The organism is Streptomyces xanthochromogenes (assembly GCF_014650455.1).
GTDB classification, from domain to species: Bacteria; Actinomycetota; Actinomycetes; order Streptomycetales; family Streptomycetaceae; genus Streptomyces; species Streptomyces xanthochromogenes.
Window position 1 is genome coordinate 138,489 of record NZ_BMUZ01000010.1, and the last position, 18,182, is coordinate 156,670.

At 67.5% G+C, this 18,182-nt stretch carries 16 protein-coding genes; 8 read left to right on the forward strand and 8 right to left on the reverse strand.

The features are described 5' to 3' along the window. Nucleotides 1-60 precede the first annotated feature (60 nt). Nucleotides 61-1,503 (forward strand): CCA tRNA nucleotidyltransferase, encoded by a 1,443-nt coding sequence (locus tag IE267_RS25430; RefSeq protein WP_189764826.1) that lies wholly within the window; start codon nt 61-63, stop codon nt 1,501-1,503. An 84-nt stretch (nt 1,504-1,587) separates the two neighbouring features. Here the strand turns inward: IE267_RS25430 and IE267_RS25435 are convergent, their stop codons facing one another. From IE267_RS25435 to IE267_RS25450, 4 genes are all read right to left on the reverse strand, one after another. Then, nucleotides 1,588-2,079 carry an LppU/SCO3897 family protein gene (locus tag IE267_RS25435; RefSeq protein WP_189764827.1) on the reverse strand — a complete coding sequence of 164 codons (492 nt, stop codon included), beginning with the start codon at nt 2,077-2,079 and terminating at the stop codon, nt 1,588-1,590. A gap of 105 nt (nt 2,080-2,184) precedes the next feature. Continuing rightward, entirely contained in the window at nt 2,185-3,453 is a 1,269-nt protein-coding gene (locus IE267_RS25440; protein ID WP_189764828.1) for an MFS transporter, read from the reverse strand. 82 nt (nt 3,454-3,535) lie between these two features. Further along, entirely contained in the window at nt 3,536-4,618 is a 1,083-nt protein-coding gene (locus tag IE267_RS25445) for an inositol-3-phosphate synthase (RefSeq protein WP_161245734.1), read from the reverse strand. 50 nt (nt 4,619-4,668) lie between these two features. Beyond that, nucleotides 4,669-5,352, reverse strand: coding sequence for a PadR family transcriptional regulator (locus IE267_RS25450; protein ID WP_161245733.1), 684 nt, complete (start codon nt 5,350-5,352; stop codon nt 4,669-4,671). Nucleotides 5,353-5,727: 375 nt separating this feature from the next. On the opposite strand from IE267_RS25450, the gene IE267_RS25455 reads away from it, so the two are divergent. Together IE267_RS25455 and IE267_RS25460 are read left to right on the forward strand one after the other, a co-directional pair. Next, nucleotides 5,728-8,427 carry a transglycosylase domain-containing protein gene (locus IE267_RS25455; protein ID WP_189764829.1) on the forward strand — a complete coding sequence of 900 codons (2,700 nt, stop codon included), beginning with the start codon at nt 5,728-5,730 and terminating at the stop codon, nt 8,425-8,427. Nucleotides 8,428-8,561: 134 nt separating this feature from the next. Next, nucleotides 8,562-10,070: a glycosyltransferase family 87 protein gene (locus IE267_RS25460; protein ID WP_189764830.1), complete on the forward strand. Its 1,509-nt coding sequence runs from the start codon at nt 8,562-8,564 to the stop codon at nt 10,068-10,070. Between the two features lie 87 nt (nt 10,071-10,157). On the opposite strand, the gene IE267_RS25465 is transcribed toward IE267_RS25460, so the two are convergent. From IE267_RS25465 to IE267_RS25475, 3 genes are all read right to left on the reverse strand, one after another. Next, nucleotides 10,158-11,189, reverse strand: coding sequence for an alanine racemase (locus tag IE267_RS25465; RefSeq protein ID WP_161244130.1), 1,032 nt, complete (start codon nt 11,187-11,189; stop codon nt 10,158-10,160). Nucleotides 11,190-11,255: 66 nt separating this feature from the next. Next, nucleotides 11,256-12,374, reverse strand: a complete 1,119-nt coding sequence (locus IE267_RS25470) for a lipid II:glycine glycyltransferase FemX (protein ID WP_167158437.1) — start codon at nt 12,372-12,374, stop codon at nt 11,256-11,258. A gap of 146 nt (nt 12,375-12,520) precedes the next feature. After that, complete coding sequence (locus IE267_RS25475) at nt 12,521-12,838, reverse strand: hypothetical protein (RefSeq protein ID WP_161244128.1); 318 nt, start codon at nt 12,836-12,838, stop codon at nt 12,521-12,523. A gap of 265 nt (nt 12,839-13,103) precedes the next feature. Between IE267_RS25475 and rpsF the strand changes: the two genes are divergently transcribed. The 4 genes from rpsF (at nt 13,104) to rplI (ending at nt 14,807) form a co-directional block, all read left to right on the forward strand. Beyond that, entirely contained in the window at nt 13,104-13,394 is a 291-nt protein-coding gene (gene rpsF / locus IE267_RS25480; RefSeq protein ID WP_100575641.1) for a 30S ribosomal protein S6, read from the forward strand. A gap of 74 nt (nt 13,395-13,468) precedes the next feature. Beyond that, complete coding sequence (locus tag IE267_RS25485) at nt 13,469-14,062, forward strand: single-stranded DNA-binding protein (protein ID WP_167158435.1); 594 nt, start codon at nt 13,469-13,471, stop codon at nt 14,060-14,062. Nucleotides 14,063-14,105: 43 nt separating this feature from the next. Then, nucleotides 14,106-14,342, forward strand: coding sequence for a 30S ribosomal protein S18 (gene rpsR / locus IE267_RS25490; protein ID WP_003956534.1), 237 nt, complete (start codon nt 14,106-14,108; stop codon nt 14,340-14,342). 18 nt (nt 14,343-14,360) lie between these two features. After that, nucleotides 14,361-14,807: a 50S ribosomal protein L9 gene (gene rplI, locus IE267_RS25495; protein ID WP_100575643.1), complete on the forward strand. Its 447-nt coding sequence runs from the start codon at nt 14,361-14,363 to the stop codon at nt 14,805-14,807. A gap of 103 nt (nt 14,808-14,910) precedes the next feature. On the opposite strand, the gene IE267_RS25500 is transcribed toward rplI, so the two are convergent. Continuing rightward, nucleotides 14,911-16,260 carry an MATE family efflux transporter gene (locus IE267_RS25500; RefSeq protein WP_189764831.1) on the reverse strand — a complete coding sequence of 450 codons (1,350 nt, stop codon included), beginning with the start codon at nt 16,258-16,260 and terminating at the stop codon, nt 14,911-14,913. A 423-nt stretch (nt 16,261-16,683) separates the two neighbouring features. Here IE267_RS25500 and dnaB point away from each other — a divergent pair, with 423 nt between their 5' ends. Further along, nucleotides 16,684-18,177 (forward strand): replicative DNA helicase, encoded by a 1,494-nt coding sequence (gene dnaB / locus IE267_RS25505; protein ID WP_120722417.1) that lies wholly within the window; start codon nt 16,684-16,686, stop codon nt 18,175-18,177. Nucleotides 18,178-18,182 lie beyond the last annotated feature (5 nt).

Here is an 18,182-nt window from a genome sequence, read left to right on the forward strand (position 1 = left end):
ACCGGGTCCCGCTATAAACGGTGACGACCCGGTCGGCCGGGCCACGTACCCTTTTCTGTTGTGCCGAACGCCAATGAAGACAATCCCAGTGCACTGAGCCAGGTGCAGCGCCGCGCGGTGAGCGAACTGCTGCGGGTGTCCCCCGTCGCGGACGACCTCGCCATCCGATTCGAGGAGGCGGGGTTCTCGCTCGCCCTCGTCGGCGGCTCGGTCCGGGACGCTCTGCTCGGGCGGCTCGGCAACGACCTGGACTTCACTACGGACGCCCGTCCCGAGGACGTGCTGAAGCTCGTGCGGCCCTGGGCGGACGCGGTCTGGGAGGTCGGGATCGCCTTCGGCACGGTCGGCTGCCAGAAGAGCGGCTACCAGATCGAGGTCACGACCTACCGGTCCGAGGCGTACGACCGCAGCTCCCGCAAGCCCGAGGTGTCCTACGGCGATTCCATCGAGGAAGACCTCGTGCGGCGGGACTTCACCGTCAACGCGATGGCCGTGGCGCTGCCGCAGAAGGAGTTCGTCGACCCGTACGGAGGCCTCGAAGACCTCGCCGCGCGGGTACTGCGCACGCCGGGGACGCCCGAGGAGTCCTTCTCCGACGACCCGCTGCGGATGATGCGGGCCGCGCGCTTCGCCGCCCAGCTGGACTTCGAGGTGGCGCCCGAGGTCGTGTCCGCCATGACGGACATGTCCGGCCGCATCGAGATCGTCTCGGCGGAGCGGGTACGGGACGAGCTCAACAAGCTGCTGATCTCGGCCCAGCCGAAGAAGGGGCTGCGGCTCCTCGTCGACACGGGTCTGGCCGATCACGTTCTGCCGGAGCTGCCCGCCCTGCGGCTCGAGAGTGACGAACACCACCGGCACAAGGACGTCTACGAGCACTCGCTGATCGTGCTGGACCAGGCGATCGATCTGGAGCAGGACGGGCCGGACCTGGTGCTGCGGCTCGCGGCGCTGCTGCACGACATCGGCAAGCCGAGGACCCGGCGCTTCGAGTCGGACGGACGGGTCTCGTTCCACCACCACGAGGTGGTCGGCGCGAAGATGACCAAGAAGCGGATGGCCGCGCTGAAGTACTCCAACGAGATGGTCAAGGACGTCTCGAAGCTGGTGGAACTGCATCTCCGCTTCCACGGCTACGGCACCGGGGAGTGGACCGACTCGGCAGTGCGCCGCTACGTCCGTGATGCCGGCCCGCTTCTCGACCGGCTGCACAAGCTGACCCGCTCGGACTGCACCACGCGGAACAAGCGCAAGGCGGCTGCTCTGTCCCGTGCCTACGACGGGCTGGAGGACCGGATCGCGGAGCTTCAGCAGCAGGAGGAGCTGGACTCGATCCGGCCCGACCTCGACGGCAACCAGATCATGGAGATCCTGGGAGTCGGCCCGGGTCCGGCGATCGGTCAGGCGTACAAGCACCTGCTGGAACTGCGCCTGGAGAACGGTCCGATGGAGCATGACGCGGCGGTCGCAGCGCTGAAGGAGTGGTGGGCCGCGCAGGGTTGAGGTCATGTTTCACGTGAAACATGACGAGTCGGCATGACGTGGGGGCGGTGTTTCACGTGAAACACCGCCCCCACGCATGACGAGTTACTTGGCGTCGCCCAGGCAGAGGGTGAAGGAGTTGCCCTTCTCGTCCCAGGTGAAGGCCGCGGTGGTGCCCGTGACGTTCTGGCAGGTCAACTGCGGAACGCTCGCGCCGGGACTCTTCTTGAGCACCTTGTTGGTCGCCTTGGAGTCCGTGCAGTCCACCTGCTGAATGTCGGGCTTGTTGTCGCTGCCCTTGTTGTACAGGCAGTCGCCGACGGCCAGCTGCTTGGCGTCCTCGCTGTCGTGGTTGAAGTACCAGGCGCCGGCTATGACGACCAGGCCGACGGCGATGCCGATGGCCTTGACCACCTTCCTGCCGCCGCCGCGCGTCGGTGTGCCCTGCGGGGCCATCGGAACGCCCTGGTAAGGCGCGCCCTGCGCCGGGAAGCCGGGCTGGCCGGGCTGGCCGGGCTGGCCGGGCTGTCCGGGCTGTCCGTACGGGGCGTTCGGGGTCTGGGCGTACGGGTTTTGGCCCTGGGGCGGCGTGGTCACGGAGAAGGTCCCCCTAAAAAGATGGCGATGTATGACGCCCGTAAGTTAGCGGGCTCCCAGGAATTCGCCGACACCGCAGGCCACTCCGTATCCCCGATGTGACACTCAGGCGCGCGAAAACCGGGTCATAAACGCCGCTACCGCCGCGTAGATGAGGGCCACCGTGACGACGAGGGTGGCGGAGCGGCCGTCTGCCGGGAGCATCTGGGCGGCGACCGCTGCGGCGCCGACGAAGGCCATGTTGAACAGGACGTCGTAGAGCGAGAAGATCCGGCCGCGATAGGAGTCGTCCACCGTGGACTGGATCACCGTGTCGGTCGTGATCTTCGCTCCCTGTGTGACGAGGCCGAGAACGAAGGCGGCGACCAGCATCGGCGTGGGCTCGAAGGGCAGGCCGAGGGCCGGCACGAGGACGGCGGCAGCCACCGAGCACACCACGATCCACCGGAACGGGCCGAGCCGCGCCACTGCCCACGGGGTCAGGACCGCCGCCGCGAAGAAGCCCGCTCCGGAGACACCCACGGCGAGCCCGAGGAGCGCGAGGCCGCCCGTGCCGCTGTTCTTCTCCGGCCCGTCGGACCAGGCGTACCGGCACAGCATCAGGAGCATCACGGTCAGCGCGCCGTAGCAGAACCGCATCAGGGTCATCGCGGTGAGCACAAGGGCCGCGGGCCTGCGCCGGCTCAAGTGCCGCACGCCGTCGGCGAGTCCGCGGACCGTGGAACGGAGCGCCGTGGCGAGGCCGGGCCGGGCGTCCGTGGGGTCGGGCCCGAGCAGGGCGGGCGGAAGTCGCAGAGAGGCGAGGGAGGCGAAGAGATAGAGGACGGCGCCCAGAACGACGGTGGCGGCATCCGCGTCGATCACCAGCCGCAGGACGAAGGCCAGGCCGCCGCCTGCTGTGGCGGCCAGCGTTCCGGCCGTGGGGGAGAGCGAGTTGGCCATGACCAGCCGCTCGGCGTCGACCACCCGGGGCAGGGACGCGGAGAGCCCGGCGAGGACGAAGCGGTTGACGGCCGTCACGGCCAGGGCGGAGGCGTAGAAGAGCCAGTCGGGCGCGGACCCGAGCACGAGGAGCGCCGTGCAGCCGGCGAGAAGGGCCCGTAGGAGGTTGCCGTACAGGAAGACCGAACGCCGTTGCCAGCGGTCGAGCAGGACTCCCGCGAACGGTCCGACGAGCGAGTACGGCAGGAGCAGAACGGCCATGGCGGAGGCGATCGCGCCGGGAGAGGCCTGTTTCTCGGGGGAGAAGACGACGTAGGTGGCCAGGGCGACCTGATAAACACCGTCCGCGGCCTGGGACAACAGTCGTACGGTCAGCAGGCGCCGGAAGTGCTTCAGTCGCAGGAGCACGCATAGGTCACGTACGACAGGCATGTGAGCAAGCGTCACATATGAAAAGGGTCCCCGTGCACACCTGGCGCACGGGGACCCTCAGCCGTTCTCAGGGGTGCGAGCTCTAGCGCTCGACCTCACCCTTGATGAACTTCTCGACGTTGGCGAAGGCCTCGTCGTCGAAGTACTGGACCGGCGGGGACTTCATGAAGTAGCTCGACGCCGACAGGATCGGGCCGCCGATGCCGCGGTCCTTGGCGATCTTCGCGGCGCGCAGCGCGTCGATGATGACGCCCGCGGAGTTCGGGGAGTCCCAGACCTCGAGCTTGTACTCCAGGTTCAGCGGAACGTCGCCGAAGGCGCGGCCCTCGAGGCGCACGTACGCCCACTTGCGGTCGTCCAGCCAGGCCACGTAGTCCGAGGGGCCGATGTGGACGTTCTTCTCGCCCATGTCGCGGTCCGGGATCTGCGAGGTGACGGCCTGCGTCTTCGAGATCTTCTTGGACTCGAGGCGGTCGCGCTCCAGCATGTTCTTGAAGTCCATGTTGCCGCCGACGTTGAGCTGCATGGTGCGCTCAAGACGGACACCGCGGTCCTCGAACAGCTTGGCCATCACGCGGTGCGTGATGGTGGCGCCGACCTGCGACTTGATGTCGTCGCCGACGATCGGGACGCCCGCCTCGGTGAACTTGTCCGCCCACTCCTTGGTGCCCGCGATGAAGACCGGAAGGGCGTTGACGAAGGCGACCTTGGCGTCGATGGCGCACTGGGCGTAGAACTTCGCCGCGTCCTCGGAGCCGACGGGCAGGTAGCAGACGAGAACGTCGACCTGCTGGTCCTTGAGGACCTTGACGACGTCGACGGGAGCCTCGGCGGACTCCTCGATGGTCATCCGGTAGTACTTGCCGAGACCGTCCAGGGTGTGGCCGCGCTGGACCGTGACGCCCTTGTTCGGGACGTCGCAGATCTTGATGGTGTTGTTCTCGCTGGCGCCGATGGCGTCCGAGAGGTCGAGGCCGACCTTCTTGGCGTCGACGTCGAACGCGGCGACGAACTCCACGTCACCGACGTGGTAGTCGCCGAACTGGACGTGCATCAGACCCGGGACCTTGGTGGCCGGGTCGGCGTCCTTGTAGTACTCGACGCCCTGCACCAGCGAGGCGGCGCAGTTGCCCACGCCGACGATGGCTACGCGAACCGAACCCATTCCGGTTGCTCCCTGTTCGATCTCTTCGAAGTCCTGCGTACGCAGGGCCTTCAGTTGGCGGTGTCCTCGGACGGATCCGGCCGGGTGCTGTCCCGGTGCCGGGGCAGACCGCCCGTCTCTCCTGATGTGTGGTCCTGCTGAGCGGAGCCGGTGGCGGGGCCGGATCGCTGATCCCGTCCCGCCCGCTCGCTCTCGATGAGCTCGTTCAGCCAGCGCACTTCGCGCTCCACGGACTCCATGCCGTGGCGCTGCAGCTCAAGCGTGTAGTCGTCCAGGCGCTCGCGCGTACGGGCCAGGGAGGCGCGCATCTTTTCGAGGCGCTCCTCCAGCCGGCTGCGGCGACCTTCCAGCACGCGCATCCGCACCTCTCGCTCCGTCTGGCCGAAGAAGGCGAAACGGGCGGCGAAGTGCTCGTCCTCCCAGGTGTCGGGGCCGGTGTGGGAGAGCAGCTCCTCGAAGTGCTCCTTACCTTCCGCCGTCAACCGGTAGACGATCTTGGCGCGGCGCCCTGCGAGTGAAGCGGCGAGCGCATCCTCGGGAGCGCTGCCCGGCTCCTCGATCAACCAGCCGTTCGCGACCAGCGTCTTGAGGCAGGGATAGAGGGTCCCGTAACTGAAGGCCCGGAAGATTCCCAGCGAGGTGTTGAGCCGCTTGCGCAGCTCGTAACCGTGCATCGGAGCCTCGCGGAGCAGCCCGAGTACGGCGAATTCGAGGATGCCGGAGCGCCTGCTCATCCTTCGCCTCCTCGTTCGTCGGGGACCTTTATGCCGTGCTGATGTATCGACTCGATACATCAGCACGATAGAGCCGAGTAGCGGCTGCGACAAGAGGGGCCATGGTGAACGGCGTCACATCATCAATTCACAGGAGGCAAGTTGCCTGATTTGGGGTGAACTTCGGCCCTAGGGAGGTTTTGAGCGTGCGTAGTCTGTGCGCCATGCAGATCACTGTGTGCCGAGTGACGTCAGGGGGCGTCGGCGTGTTCAGCGTCATCGGCACACGGGCTGCAGTGCGGCCGGTTCCTTCGCAGGGACGGCTCGTGCACTGGGGGGACAGGAACTCAGCTGCCGTTTCCAGGCGCTTTCGCCTGCCCGAGGAGTAGTCGTTCGATGAGCGAGCACCGTCGCAAACCGCCGCAGCCTCAGGGCGGTGGACGTGCCGCGGCCCGACGCGCCGCGCAGCAGCCCTCCGGCCGTCGGGCGGCCCGGCAGGCGGCCGGATCCCAGGAGCCGTCGGCCCAGTCGCCGTCAGGTTCGCACGGATCGACCTCAGCATCGCCGGCGGAGGAGCCCGCTTACGGCGGGCGTGCCGAAGCGCGGCGGGCCCAGCGGGGCGGCGGCCGCAGGCGCGCACCCGACGGCGCGGGGCCTCCCGGGGGTCCGGGACGCCGGGCGGGCCGGGGCGGTGCGGGCGGCGACCGGCCGGGCAAGAAGCGGTTCGTCGACTATCCGCGGTACGGCCGACACGGCTGGCGACGCTGGGTGCCGTCCTGGAAGCTCGTCACCGCCTGCAGCCTGGGCTGCTTCGGCCTGCTGATCGCCTTCATCGGGATCGCGTACTACTTGGTGGCCATTCCAAATGTCGCCAAGGCTGCCACGGCCCAGAACAACGTCTACTACTGGTCCGACAACACGGAGATGGTCGCCACTGGTGGTGAGATCAACCGGCAGATCATCACGTACGAGCAGATCCCGGCGGCGATGCGGTTCGCGGTCATCTCGGCCGAGAACAAGACCTTCGAGACGGACAGTGGTGTCGATCCCCAGGGCATCGCTCGGGCCCTGGTGAACATGGCCAAGGGCGGCCAGACGCAGGGCGGTTCGACGATCACCCAGCAGTACGTGAAGAACGCCCGTCTCGACGACCAGTCGCAGACGATCTCCCGCAAGTTCAAAGAGCTCTTCATCTCCATCAAGGTCGGCGCGACCCAGCCGAAGAGCGAAATCATGGCCGGATACCTGAACACCGCGTACTACGGCCGAGGCGCCTACGGCCTGCAGGCCGCTGCCCGCACGTATTACAGCAAGGACGCCAAGGACCTCGATCCGAGTCAGTGCGCCTTCCTGGCTTCCCTCCTCAAGGGCGCCACCTACTTCGACCCGGCCGGCGCACCCGAGATCGACCCGGCGGCCACGGCCGAGCAGAACACCAAGAACGCCAAGGAGCGCTGGGGCTGGATCCTCGACCAGGAGGTCAAGGACAAGCACCTGGCCCAGGCGGAGCGGGACAAGTACCGGACCTTCCCGATGCCCGACAAACCGAAGAAGAACGCGAACCTCAGCGGTCAGATCGGCTATCTCGTCTCCCTCGCGCAGGCGTCGGCGAAGAACAGCAACCCGGACATCGACCTGGCCAAGGGCGGCTACCGCATCTACACGACCTTCGACAAGAAGAAGGTCCAGGAGATGGAAGGCGTGGTCAAGAAGGTCCGGGAGAAGAACATCGACCCGAAGAAGCGACCCGACAAGGACACGTTCGTCCAGTTCGGCGCCGCGTCGGTGGATGTGAAGACCGGCGCCATCGTGGCCATCTACGGCGGTGAGGACGCGACCAAGCACTTCACCAACAACGCCGATGAGACCGGTGCCCAGGTCGGCTCGACCTTCAAGCCCTTCGTCCTCGCGGCCGCGATGCAGTACGGAAAGCGCGACCCGAGCAAGCCGGCGTCGCAGAGCGATTCGTCCCGCACCCCCGTCTCGCCGGACAGTATCTACAGCGGCAAGAACAAGCTGAAGATCAAGAACTACGACGGGACCGTCTGGAAGGACGAGCACGGCGGCGAGTGGCTCCAGACCAACGACGGCGACCAGTCGTACAACCCGCCGAGCTTCGGCATCGACCTTCGCTATGCGATGCAGGAATCGGTGAACAGCCCCTACGTGCAACTCGGTATGGACGTAGGCACTGACAAGGTGAAGCAGGCCGCCATGGCGGCAGGGCTGCGCGACAACAAGACCAGCATGGCTTCCTCCAGCGTGCCGTCGTTCTCGATCGGTACGTCGTCGCCCAGCGCGATCCGGATGGCCGGGGCGTATGCCACCTTCGCCGCCAGCGGCACACAGCGCGACCCGTACTCCGTGACCAAGGTCCTCAAGAGCGGGGCCACCATCTACGAGCACAAGGACGACGCGAAGAGCGCCTTCCCTGCCGCGGTGGCCAACAACGTCACGGACGTGCTGAAGGGCGTGGTCGACAAGGGAACCGGCACGAACGCCCAGCTCAGCGGCCGACAGGTGGCGGGCAAGACCGGTACCACCGACGGCAACCGGTCGGCCTGGTTCGTCGGTTACACCCCGCAGTACTCGACCGCCGTCGGCATGTACCGCCTCGACGACAACGAGACCAGCAAGAAGCGCGAGTTCCTGAGCATGTTCGGGACGGGCAACCAGAAGAAGATCCACGGTGCCTCCTTCCCGTCGACCATCTGGCACGACTACATGCAGGAGGCGCTGGGCGACTCCCCCGCCGAGTCGTTCCCGACCGCAGAGAAGATCGGCGACAAGGTGTACGGCGGTGGGACGTCCCCCAGCCCCACCCCCTCCCCGACCCCGAGCGCCCCGGCTCCTTCGCCCTCCCCGTCCCTCAAGCCGTCCCCCAGCCCCTCGCTCACCCCGTCTCCGAGCCCCAGCGCCTCCTGCAGCAAGTGGGACTGGACCTGCGGCAACAACACGGGCGGCGCCAACGGGGACCCGGCGACCGGGGGAACGGACGGCGGGCCGCCGCCCAGCCCGTCGCCCAGCAGGTCGAAACCCGGTAGCGGGCCCGGCGGTGGCGGAACCGGTGGCTGGTTCGGCAATACCGGTGGCTAGCTCGGCAGACTGACGGCGGGGGCGGTGTTTCACGTGAAACACCGCCCCCGCTGTTTCACGTGAAACAGCTTCGTCGTTTCACGTGAAACACGGCCGCTCCCCGTATCCACAGCGCTGTACGGCAGGATGTCGGCATGACGAGCGAGACGAGCCCCCGTGCGTACGAGGATCGACGCGGAGCCTGCGCGGAACCCGTCGTGCGCCCGACCGAACAGGACGAGGTCGCCGCGGCCGGCAGTCAGCTGATCGGGGGCCCGCTCGGACGCTGGGCCAAGCCCGGGCGGCACTGGCTCATCCCGATTCGAGTCGTAGTGCTTGTCGCGATCGGCATGTTCGCTCTGGGGATGGTCCAGAAGCTGCCCTGCTACGACTGGGCGTGGTTCCGGGGCGCCAATTCGCAGTACACCCACGCCTGCTACTCGGACATCCCGCACCTCTACTCGCTGCGCGGCTTCGCCGACAATCTGGTGCCGTACTTCGACCGGCTCAACGGCGACATGAACTATCTCGAATACCCGGTGCTGACCGGGCTGTTCATGGAAGTCGCCTCCTGGCTGACGCCGGGCAGCGGCGACATGCAGCACCGCGAGCAGATGTACTGGCTGGTCAACGCGGGGATGCTGATGGCCTGCACGGCCGTCATCGCCGTCTGTGTCACCCGGACCCACCGCCGTCGGCCCTGGGACGCGCTCCTCGTCGCCCTGGCTCCGGCCTTCGCGCTCACGGCCACCATCAACTGGGACCTGTTCGCCGTCGCCCTCACCGCGGCCGCGATGCTGATGTGGTCGCGCGGCCGGACCCTCGCCTTCGGCATCCTGATCGGCCTTGCCACGGCTGCCAAGCTCTATCCCGTACTGATCCTCGGGCCGTTGCTCGTGCTGTGCTGGCGGGCCGGAAAGTGGCGGGAGTTCGGGGCCGCGACGCTGGGTGCCGCCGGCGCCTGGCTGGTCGTGAACCTGCCGGTGATGATGCTGGCCCCCGAGGGGTGGAAGAAGTTCTACACGTTCAGCCAGGAACGGTCCGTCGACTTCGGGTCGTTCTGGCTGGTCATTTCGCAGCGTACGGGCAAGGGCCTGGACACCGACATGGTGAACACGTTGGCCATGGTCCTGATGGTGCTCGCCTGCGCGGGAATCGGGGTCCTCACCCTCACCGCGCCGCGTCGGCCGCGCTTCGCGCAGCTCGCATTCCTCGTCGTCGCGGCCTTCATCCTCACCAACAAGGTCTACTCACCGCAGTACGTGCTGTGGTTGATCCCGCTGGCCGCGCTGGCACGGCCGCGCTGGCGGGACTTCCTGATCTGGCAGGCCGGAGAAGTCGTCTACTTCCTGGGGATCTGGCTGTACCTCGCCTACACGATGAGCGGGGAGAAACATCAGGGCCTGCCCCCCGAGGGCTATCAACTGGCCATCGCGGCACATCTGTTGACCACGCTCTACCTGTGCGCCGTCGTGGTGCGCGACATTCTGCTGCCGGACCGGGACGTCGTACGCCGGGACGGTTCCGACGATCCGTCGGGTGGTGTCCTCGACCGGGCGGAGGACGTGTTCGTCCTGGGCCACGCGGCGCATCCGCCGCGGCACGCGGCCCTGCTCGAAGAGGGACCGCGGGTCGACTGGGGCACGCGGACCCCGGCCCCCTAGAGCAGCGCGGACAGGGCTCGGGCCCCTGACCGACGGCGGCTGTCGTCGGTCAGGGGCCCGATGTCGTGAGTGCCCGGAGGCGGCTTACTAGCGCTCGATGAGACGGTCGAACTGCGTCGTGGTGTGCCGCAGATGGGCCACCAACTCGTCGCCCACGTGCGGTTCCTGAGAATCCGACGGCACGAACAGGATCGAGACCTGCATGTGCGGCGGCTCGGCGAACCAGCGCTGCTTGCCCGCCCAGACGAAGGGCGACAGGTTGCGGTTGACGGTGGCGAGCCCCGCGCGGGCGACGCCCTTGGCGCGCGGCATCACACCGTGCAGGGCCTTCGGAGCCTCCAGGCCCACCCCGTGCGAGGTGCCGCCGGCGACCACGACCAGCCAGCCGTCGGAGGCGACCTTCTGCTGGCGGTAACCGAACCGGTCGCCCTTGGTGACACGGGTGACGTCGAGGACGGATCCCCGGTACTCGGTCGCCTCGTGGTCGCCGAGCCACAGCCGCGTGCCGATGCGGGCCCGGAAGCGGGTCTGCGGGAACTGCTGCTGCAGCCGGGCCTGCTCCTCGGCGCGCAGGTGGCTGACGAACATGGTGTGCAGCGGCAACCGGGCCGCGCGCAGCCGGTCCATCCACGCGATGACCTCCTCGACGGCGTCCGAGCCGTCGGTGCGGTCCAGCGGAAGGTGCAGCGCAAAGCCTTCGAGGCGTACGTCCTCGATGGCGGAGCGGAGCATGCCGAGCTCCTCCTCCTTCACGCCGTGGCGCTTCATCGAGCTCATGCACTCGATGACTACACGGGCGCCCACCAGGGCGTGCACGCCGTCCACGGAGGAGACCGAGCGGATGACCCGGTCGGGCAGCGGCACCGGCTCCTCACCGCGCCGGAACGGCGTCAGGACGAGCAGATCGCCGCTGAACCAGTCCTTGATCCGGGCGGCTTCGTAGGTGGTGCCGACCGCCAGGATGTCCGAGCCGGAGCGGGACACCTCGTCCGCGAGCCGCTCGTGGCCGAAGCCGTAGCCGTTGCCCTTGCAGACCGGGACGATGCCCGGGAACTGGTCGATCACGGACTTCTGGTGCGCCCGCCAGCGAGCGGAGTCGACATAGAGGGTGAGCGCCATGGCCGTCCGGACCTTTCTGATGGCTGCGATGTGTGGGAGGTACGAGGAACGAGGTTACGCAACCGCTCAGCGGCGCGACATATACATGTCCAGCGCCTTGTGGAGGAGCTTGTTCAGCGGGAAGTCCCACTCGCCGAGGTACTCGGCTGCTTCACCACCGGTGCCCACCTTGAACTGGATGAGACCGAAGAGGTGGTCGGTCTCGTCCAGGGAGTCGGAGATGCCGCGCAGGTCGTAGACCGTCGCGCCCATCGCGTACGCGTCGCGGAGCATCCGCCACTGCATCGCGTTGGACGGCCGCACCTCGCGGCCGATGTTGTCGGAGGCGCCGTAGGAGTACCAGACGTGCCCGCCGACGACGAGCATGGTCGCGGCCGAGAGGTTCACGCCGTTGTGGCGGGCGAAGTAGAGCCGCATCCGGTTGGGGTCCTCGGAGTTGAGGACCGTCCACATGCGCTGGAAGTACGAGAGCGGACGCGGTCGGAAGTGGTCGCGCACCGCGGTGATCTCGTACAGGCGCTGCCATTCGGCGAGATCCTCGTAGCCACCCTGGACGACCTCGACGCCGGCCTTCTCGGCCTTCTTGATGTTGCGCCGCCACAGCTGGTTGAAGCCCTTGAGGACATCGTCGAGCGAGCGGTTGGCCAGCGGCACCTGGAAGACGTAGCGGGGCTGCACGTCGCCGAACCCGGCACCGCCGTCCTCGCCCTGCTGCCAGCCCATCTTGCGCAGCCGGTCGGCGACTTCGAAGGCCCGCGGTTCGATGTGGGTGGCCTCGACATCGCGCAGGCGCTTCACATCGGGGTCCTGGATGCCGGACTTGATGGCGGTCGAGTCCCAGCGGCGGATGACGACCGGCGGGCCCATCTTCACCGAGAACGCGCCCTGCTGCTTGAGGTGGGCGAGCATCGGCTTCAGCCACTCGTCCAGGTTGGGCGCGTACCAGTTGATGACGGGGCCCTCGGGCAAGTACGCCAAGTAGCGCTTGACCTTGGGGAGCTGGCGGTACAGGACCAGGCCGGCGCCTACGAGCTGGTCGCTCTTGTCGAACCAGCCGAGGCTCTCCGAACGCCATTCCGTCTTGACGTCAGCCCACGCCGGGACCTGGCAGTGGCTCGCCGCGGGCAGGGTCTGGATGTACGCCAGATGCTGCTCACGACTGATGGTCCTCAGGGTCAGGCTCATGCGGGGCGCTCCTCGGCAGGTGTGTCCCCATGGGTACAGGGGCTCCGGCTCTCGTGCCGAAGCCTACTGGGCCACAGGAGCGCCCCGGATGGCCGTACGGCTCAGTGGCGTACGGGATTTCCGTGGTGGTGGGGGATGTGCGGCCGTCAGCCGCCGACGACACCGCCGAAGAGGCCGCCGTGTGCCATGCCGAGGAAGAAGCCGACGGCGGAGGCGCCGAGTCCGAGGATCAGCAGGAACCGCTCGCGCGTCGTCGCCGAGATGAACTGGCCGTAGGCGCCCGTGACGATGCCGATCAGGCCGGCCCACGAGCTGACCAGGTGGAGGTTGTAGAACCACGCGGTGGTGAAGGCCAGCACGCCCAGGACGACCGTGACGGCCGCGAGCGTGTCCTGGAGCGGATGGGGCTTGCCGTCGGTGGCGAAGAGGGAGACGGGGGCATTGGGTCGCACTGCTTGTGCCATGGGGCACCTCCTGGCGGAAGGCGGCGCCTGGTGACGCCGCACACACCCGATCTGTACAGATTGCGTCCCCTGCCCACCGGATTTCAACCGGAAGCGGGTCAACAGGTACTCTGGACGGTCTGCACCGGTGTCAGCCGTGCCCGCATGCCCTCCCGCTCCTCTCGGAGGGGGATTGTCAGTGGGGGCCGATACCGTTGCTTACGCATCACGACCCTCCTGCCACGGAACGACCGTGGCCGCTGAGTCCAAAGGAGGTGGGTTCCACATGCGTCACTACGAGGTGATGGTCATCCTCGACCCCGATCTGGAGGAGCGCGCTGTCTCTCCCCTGATCGAGAACTTCCTCTCCGTCGTCCGCGAGGGCAACGGAAAGGTCGAGAAGGTCGACACCTGGGGCCGTCGGCGTCTCGCCTACGAGATCAAGAAGAAGCCCGAGGGCATCTACACGGTCCTCGACCTGCAGGCCGAGCCTGCGGTCGTCAAGGAGCTCGACCGTCAGATGAACCTGAACGAGTCGGTCCTCCGGACCAAGGTCCTCCGCCCCGAGACCCACTGAGCTTCCGCTCAGCGGTAATCGGGTTCGAGTAGCAACACAGCAGCCAGCAGCAATCCCCGCCGAGAGGTTCATCCATGGCAGGCGAGACCGTCATCACGGTCGTCGGCAATCTCGTCGACGACCCCGAGCTGCGCTTCACCCCCTCCGGTGCGGCCGTCGCGAAGTTCCGTGTCGCGTCCACTCCCCGCACCTTCGACCGGCAGACCAATGAGTGGAAGGACGGCGAAAGCCTGTTCCTGACCTGCTCGGTCTGGCGTCAGGCGGCGGAGAATGTCGCGGAGTCGCTTCAGCGAGGCATGCGCGTAGTCGTGCAGGGCCGGCTGAGGCAGCGGTCCTACGAGGACCGCGAGGGTGTCAAGCGCACGGTCTTCGAGCTGGACGTCGAGGAAGTCGGCCCCAGCCTCAAGAACGCCACGGCCAAGGTCACCAAGACCACCGGTCGCGGCGGCCAGGGCGGATACGGCGGCGGCGGTGGCGGCGGTCAGCAGCAGGGCGGCGGCAACTGGGGCGGAACCCCCAGCGGTGGCCAGCAGAGCGGCGGCGGTGCTCCCGCCGACGACCCCTGGGCCTCGAGCGCGCCGGCCGGTGGCGGACAGCCGCAGGGTGGCAGCGGTGGCGGCTGGGGCGGAAGCTCCGGCGGCGGCTACTCGGACGAGCCGCCCTTCTAGGGCACTCGTCATCCCCACTTCTTGATCACACAGGAGAAACACCATGGCGAAGCCGCCTGTGCGCAAGCCTAAGAAGAAGGTCTGCGCTTTCTGCAAGGACAAGACCGTTTACGTGGACTACAAGGACACGAACATGCTGCGGAAGTTCATTTCCGACCGCGGCAAGATCCGTGCCCGCCGCGTTACCGGCAACTGCACGCAGCACCAGCGTGACGTCGCCACGGCCGTCAAGAACAGCCGTGAGATGGCGCTGCTGCCCTACACGTCCACCGCGCGATAAGGGAAGGGTGACCGAAAAATGAAGATCATCCTCACCCACGAGGTCTCTGGCCTCGGCACTGCCGGCGACGTCGTTGACGTCAAGGACGGCTACGCTCGCAACTACCTGGTCCCGCGTGGTTTCGCGATCCGCTGGACCAAGGGTGGCGAGAAGGATGTCGCGCAGATCCGTCGTGCGCGCAAGATCCACGAGATCGCGACCATCGAGCAGGCCAACGAGGTCAAGGCCCGTCTCGAAGGCGTGAAGGTGCGTCTGGCTGTTCGCTCCGGCGACGCCGGCCGTCTCTTCGGCTCCGTCACCCAGGCTGACGTCGCTTCGGCGATCAAGGCTGCCGGTGGCCCCGACGTGGACAAGCGCCGCGTCGAGCTCGGTGCGCCGATCAAGACCCTGGGTGCTCACCAGGTGTCCGTGCGTCTGCACGCCGACGTTGTCGCGAAGCTTGGCGTCGAGGTCATCGCCGCCTAAGCGCCGCTCAGCGCAACAAGAAGGGCCGTACCCCTCGGGGTGCGGCCCTTCTTCTGTTTCACGCCTCTGTTTCACGTGAAACAGAGGATCCGCCGCCACGCATTCAGCGCGACGCGCCCGTGACCAGCCAGCGCCCGGATCGGGCCCGCCAGCCGAGAGTCAGCATGCGGACCACCATCATCAGGGCCATGGCCCACCAAAGTGCCGTCAGGCCGCCGCCGAAGGTGGGTACGAGCAGTGCTACCGGGGCGAAGACGACCAGGGTCACCAGCATGGCCCGGGCCAGATAGGGGCCGTCGCCGGCGCCCATCAGTACGCCGTCGAGCACGAAGACCACTCCGGCGACCGGCTGGATCAGCGCGACCACGAGCAGGGCGGGCGTCAGAGTGTGCTGGACGGTGTGGTCGCCGGTGAAGAGCGGGACGAACAGTGGCCGGGCCGCCACCACGAGCACACCGAGCAGTACGCCGAACGCGATGCCCCACTCCACCATGCGGCGACAGGCCTGCTTGGCACCCTTGGCGTCGTCCGCGCCCAGATAGCGGCCGATGATCGCCTGCCCGGCGATGGCGATCGCGTCGAGCGCGAAGGCCATCAAGCTCCACAGGGACAGGATGATCTGGTGCGCGGCGATGTCGGCGTCGCCGAGCCGGGCGGCGACGGCGGTCGCGATCATCAGAACGGCTCGCAGCGAGAGGGTGCGGACCAGGAGGGGGACGCCGGCCTGCGCGCTGTTCCTTATGCCCGCGAGATCGGGTCGCAGGGAGGCGTGATGACGCCGGGCCCCGCGTACGACTACGACGAGATAGACGGCGGCCATGCCGAACTGAGCTATGACGGTGCCCCAGGCAGACCCCGCGATGCCGAGCCCGGCACCATAGACGAGCCCCACGTTGAGCACGCCGTTGGCCGCGAAGCCCGCTATGGCCACATACAGCGGAGTTCGGGTGTTCTGCAGACCCCGCAGAACACCCGTCGAGGCGAGTACGACGAGCATGGCGGGGATGCCGAGTGCGGAGACCCGGAGATAGGTGGTGGCGTAGGGGGCTGCGGTGTCCGAGGCGCCGAACAGCGCGACCAGCCAGGGGGCGGTGGGAAGTACGGCGGCAACGACCACGGCGCCCAGGAACAGGGCCAGCCAGATGCCGTCCATGCCTTGGCGGATCGCGGCCCGAAGATCGCCGGAGCCGACCCGTCGGGAAACGGCGGCGGTGGTGGCGTAGGCGAGAAAGACGAAGATGCTCACGGCCGTGGTGAGCAGCGGCGCGGCAATACCCAAACCGGCCAGTTGCGGGGTGCCGAGGTGGCCCACGATCGCGCTGTCGGCCATCACGAAGAGCGGCTCGGCGACGAGGGCGCCGAAGGCGGGAACGGCGAGGGACACGATCTCGCGGTCGTGCCGGCGCCGGGAGGTCCGCCAGTCGTTCTCCGGTGCCGTGGGGGCCTGTTTCATGGGGTCAATCTAATCTTCCACAGGTAATAGATGCAATGGCTCTTCGATCCTTACTTTAGGTCCTGTGTCCGGTTCTTGCAGACGCCGCTCGTCGGGATCTTGAGCCAGTCGGGAAAGTTTTTCTCCCCCACAGCCGGTGGACGGAGAAAGTGCAGGTCAGAGTGGCCTTCGGTGAGTGGCTATGACTTTGTCCACAGTGCTGTCCCCCGGTCCGTGCACAGGTTCCGGAGACTTCTCCACAGCATCCGGTCGTTCGTCCACATGCCCTGTGGATAACCAGATTGGCTGACGCCGCTCACGGGCCTAACGTGGTCCGGCGCCCGACGCGCCGGAACCGGAGTCGGGCACATCGATTTGTCAGTGTCGTGCCGTAGAAAGAGTGGCACGGCTAGGTCCGCGGAGCGGACGGGAGGAGGTGGCCCGGTGAGCATTCCCGAGCCGTTGGACGAGCCCTGGGCCGACACCGGTCCAAGTGACCGTCTGCCTGTTTCCCGCCAGCGCGGCGACAGCGAGGTCCGCGGCCGCGGACGTGGCAGAGGCCGTGACGACCAGCACGACCGGGGGCAGGACGACTGGGACGGCGGGTCCTCCGGATTCGAGCGCGTACCGCCCCAGGACATCGATGCCGAGCAGTCCGTGCTCGGCGGCATGCTGCTCTCCAAGGACGCCATCGCGGACGTCGTGGAGATCATCAAGGGCCACGACTTCTACAAGCCGGCGCATGAGACCGTCTACACGGCCATCCTCGACCTCTACGCCAAGGGTGAGCCGGCCGACCCCATTACGGTCGCCGCCGAGTTGGTCAAGCGCGGCGAGATCACCCGGGTCGGCGGCGCCTCCTATCTGCACACATTGGTCCAGTCGGTCCCCACCGCGGCCAACGCCTCCTATTACGCGGAGATCGTCCACGAGCGGGCGGTCCTGCGGCGGCTCGTGGAGGCGGGCACCAAGATCACGCAGATGGGATACGCGGCGGACGGCGACGTCGACGACATCGTCAACTCCGCCCAGGCCGAGATCTACGCGGTCACCGAGCAGCGCACCAGCGAGGACTACCTGCCGCTCGGCGACATCATGGAGGGCGCGCTCGACGAGATCGAGGCGATCGGCTCACGCAGCGGTGAGATGACCGGAGTGCCCACCGGTTTCACCGACTTCGACTCGCTCACCAACGGCCTGCACCCCGGCCAGATGGTCGTCATCGCCGCCCGTCCCGCCATGGGTAAGTCCACCCTCGCGCTGGACTTCGCACGGGCGTGCTCCATCAAGCACAACCTGCCCAGCGTGATCTTCTCCCTCGAAATGGGGCGCAACGAGATCGCGATGCGCCTGCTGTCGGCCGAGGCCCGGGTCGCGCTCCACCACATGCGCTCCGGCACCATGACCGACGACGACTGGACGCGGCTGGCCCGCCGCATGCCGGACGTCTCCCAGGCGCCGCTGTACATCGACGACTCGCCGAACCTGTCGATGATGGAAATCCGGGCCAAGTGCCGCCGTCTGAAGCAGCGCAACGACCTCCGCCTCGTCGTCATCGACTACCTGCAGCTGATGCAGTCGGGCGGCTCCAAGCGCGCCGAGAGCCGTCAGCAGGAAGTCTCGGACATGTCGCGAAACCTGAAGCTCCTCGCCAAGGAGCTCCAGCTGCCGGTGATCGCGCTCTCGCAGCTGAACCGTGGCCCCGAGCAGCGCACCGACAAGAAGCCGATGGTCTCCGACCTGCGTGAATCCGGTTCCATCGAGCAGGACGCGGACATGGTCATCCTGCTCCACCGTGAGGACGCCTACGAGAAGGAATCCCCCCGCGCCGGCGAGGCGGACCTGATCGTGGCCAAGCACCGTAACGGTCCGACGGCGACCATCACCGTCGCCTTCCAGGGCCACTACTCACGCTTCGTCGACATGGCCGCGACCTGATCCCA

Bases quoted from the DNA above. Each gene is read 5' to 3' on its own strand.
- IE267_RS25475 (WP_161244128.1), bottom strand. From the start codon at position 12,838: ATGGCACAAGCAGTGCGACCCAATGCCCCCGTCTCCCTCTTCGCCACC.
- IE267_RS25450 (WP_161245733.1), bottom strand. From the start codon at position 5,352: ATGAGCAGGCGCTCCGGCATCCTCGAATTCGCCGTACTCGGGCTGCTC.
- IE267_RS25460 (WP_189764830.1), top strand. From the start codon at position 8,562: ATGACGAGCGAGACGAGCCCCCGTGCGTACGAGGATCGACGCGGAGCC.
- rplI (WP_100575643.1), top strand. From the start codon at position 14,361: ATGAAGATCATCCTCACCCACGAGGTCTCTGGCCTCGGCACTGCCGGC.
- rpsR (WP_003956534.1), top strand. From the start codon at position 14,106: ATGGCGAAGCCGCCTGTGCGCAAGCCTAAGAAGAAGGTCTGCGCTTTC.
- rpsF (WP_100575641.1), top strand. From the start codon at position 13,104: ATGCGTCACTACGAGGTGATGGTCATCCTCGACCCCGATCTGGAGGAG.
- IE267_RS25465 (WP_161244130.1), bottom strand. From the start codon at position 11,189: ATGGCGCTCACCCTCTATGTCGACTCCGCTCGCTGGCGGGCGCACCAG.
- IE267_RS25445 (WP_161245734.1), bottom strand. From the start codon at position 4,618: ATGGGTTCGGTTCGCGTAGCCATCGTCGGCGTGGGCAACTGCGCCGCC.
- IE267_RS25440 (WP_189764828.1), bottom strand. From the start codon at position 3,453: ATGCCTGTCGTACGTGACCTATGCGTGCTCCTGCGACTGAAGCACTTC.
- IE267_RS25455 (WP_189764829.1), top strand. From the start codon at position 5,728: ATGAGCGAGCACCGTCGCAAACCGCCGCAGCCTCAGGGCGGTGGACGT.
- IE267_RS25485 (WP_167158435.1), top strand. From the start codon at position 13,469: ATGGCAGGCGAGACCGTCATCACGGTCGTCGGCAATCTCGTCGACGAC.
- IE267_RS25470 (WP_167158437.1), bottom strand. From the start codon at position 12,374: ATGAGCCTGACCCTGAGGACCATCAGTCGTGAGCAGCATCTGGCGTAC.
- IE267_RS25500 (WP_189764831.1), bottom strand. From the start codon at position 16,260: ATGAAACAGGCCCCCACGGCACCGGAGAACGACTGGCGGACCTCCCGG.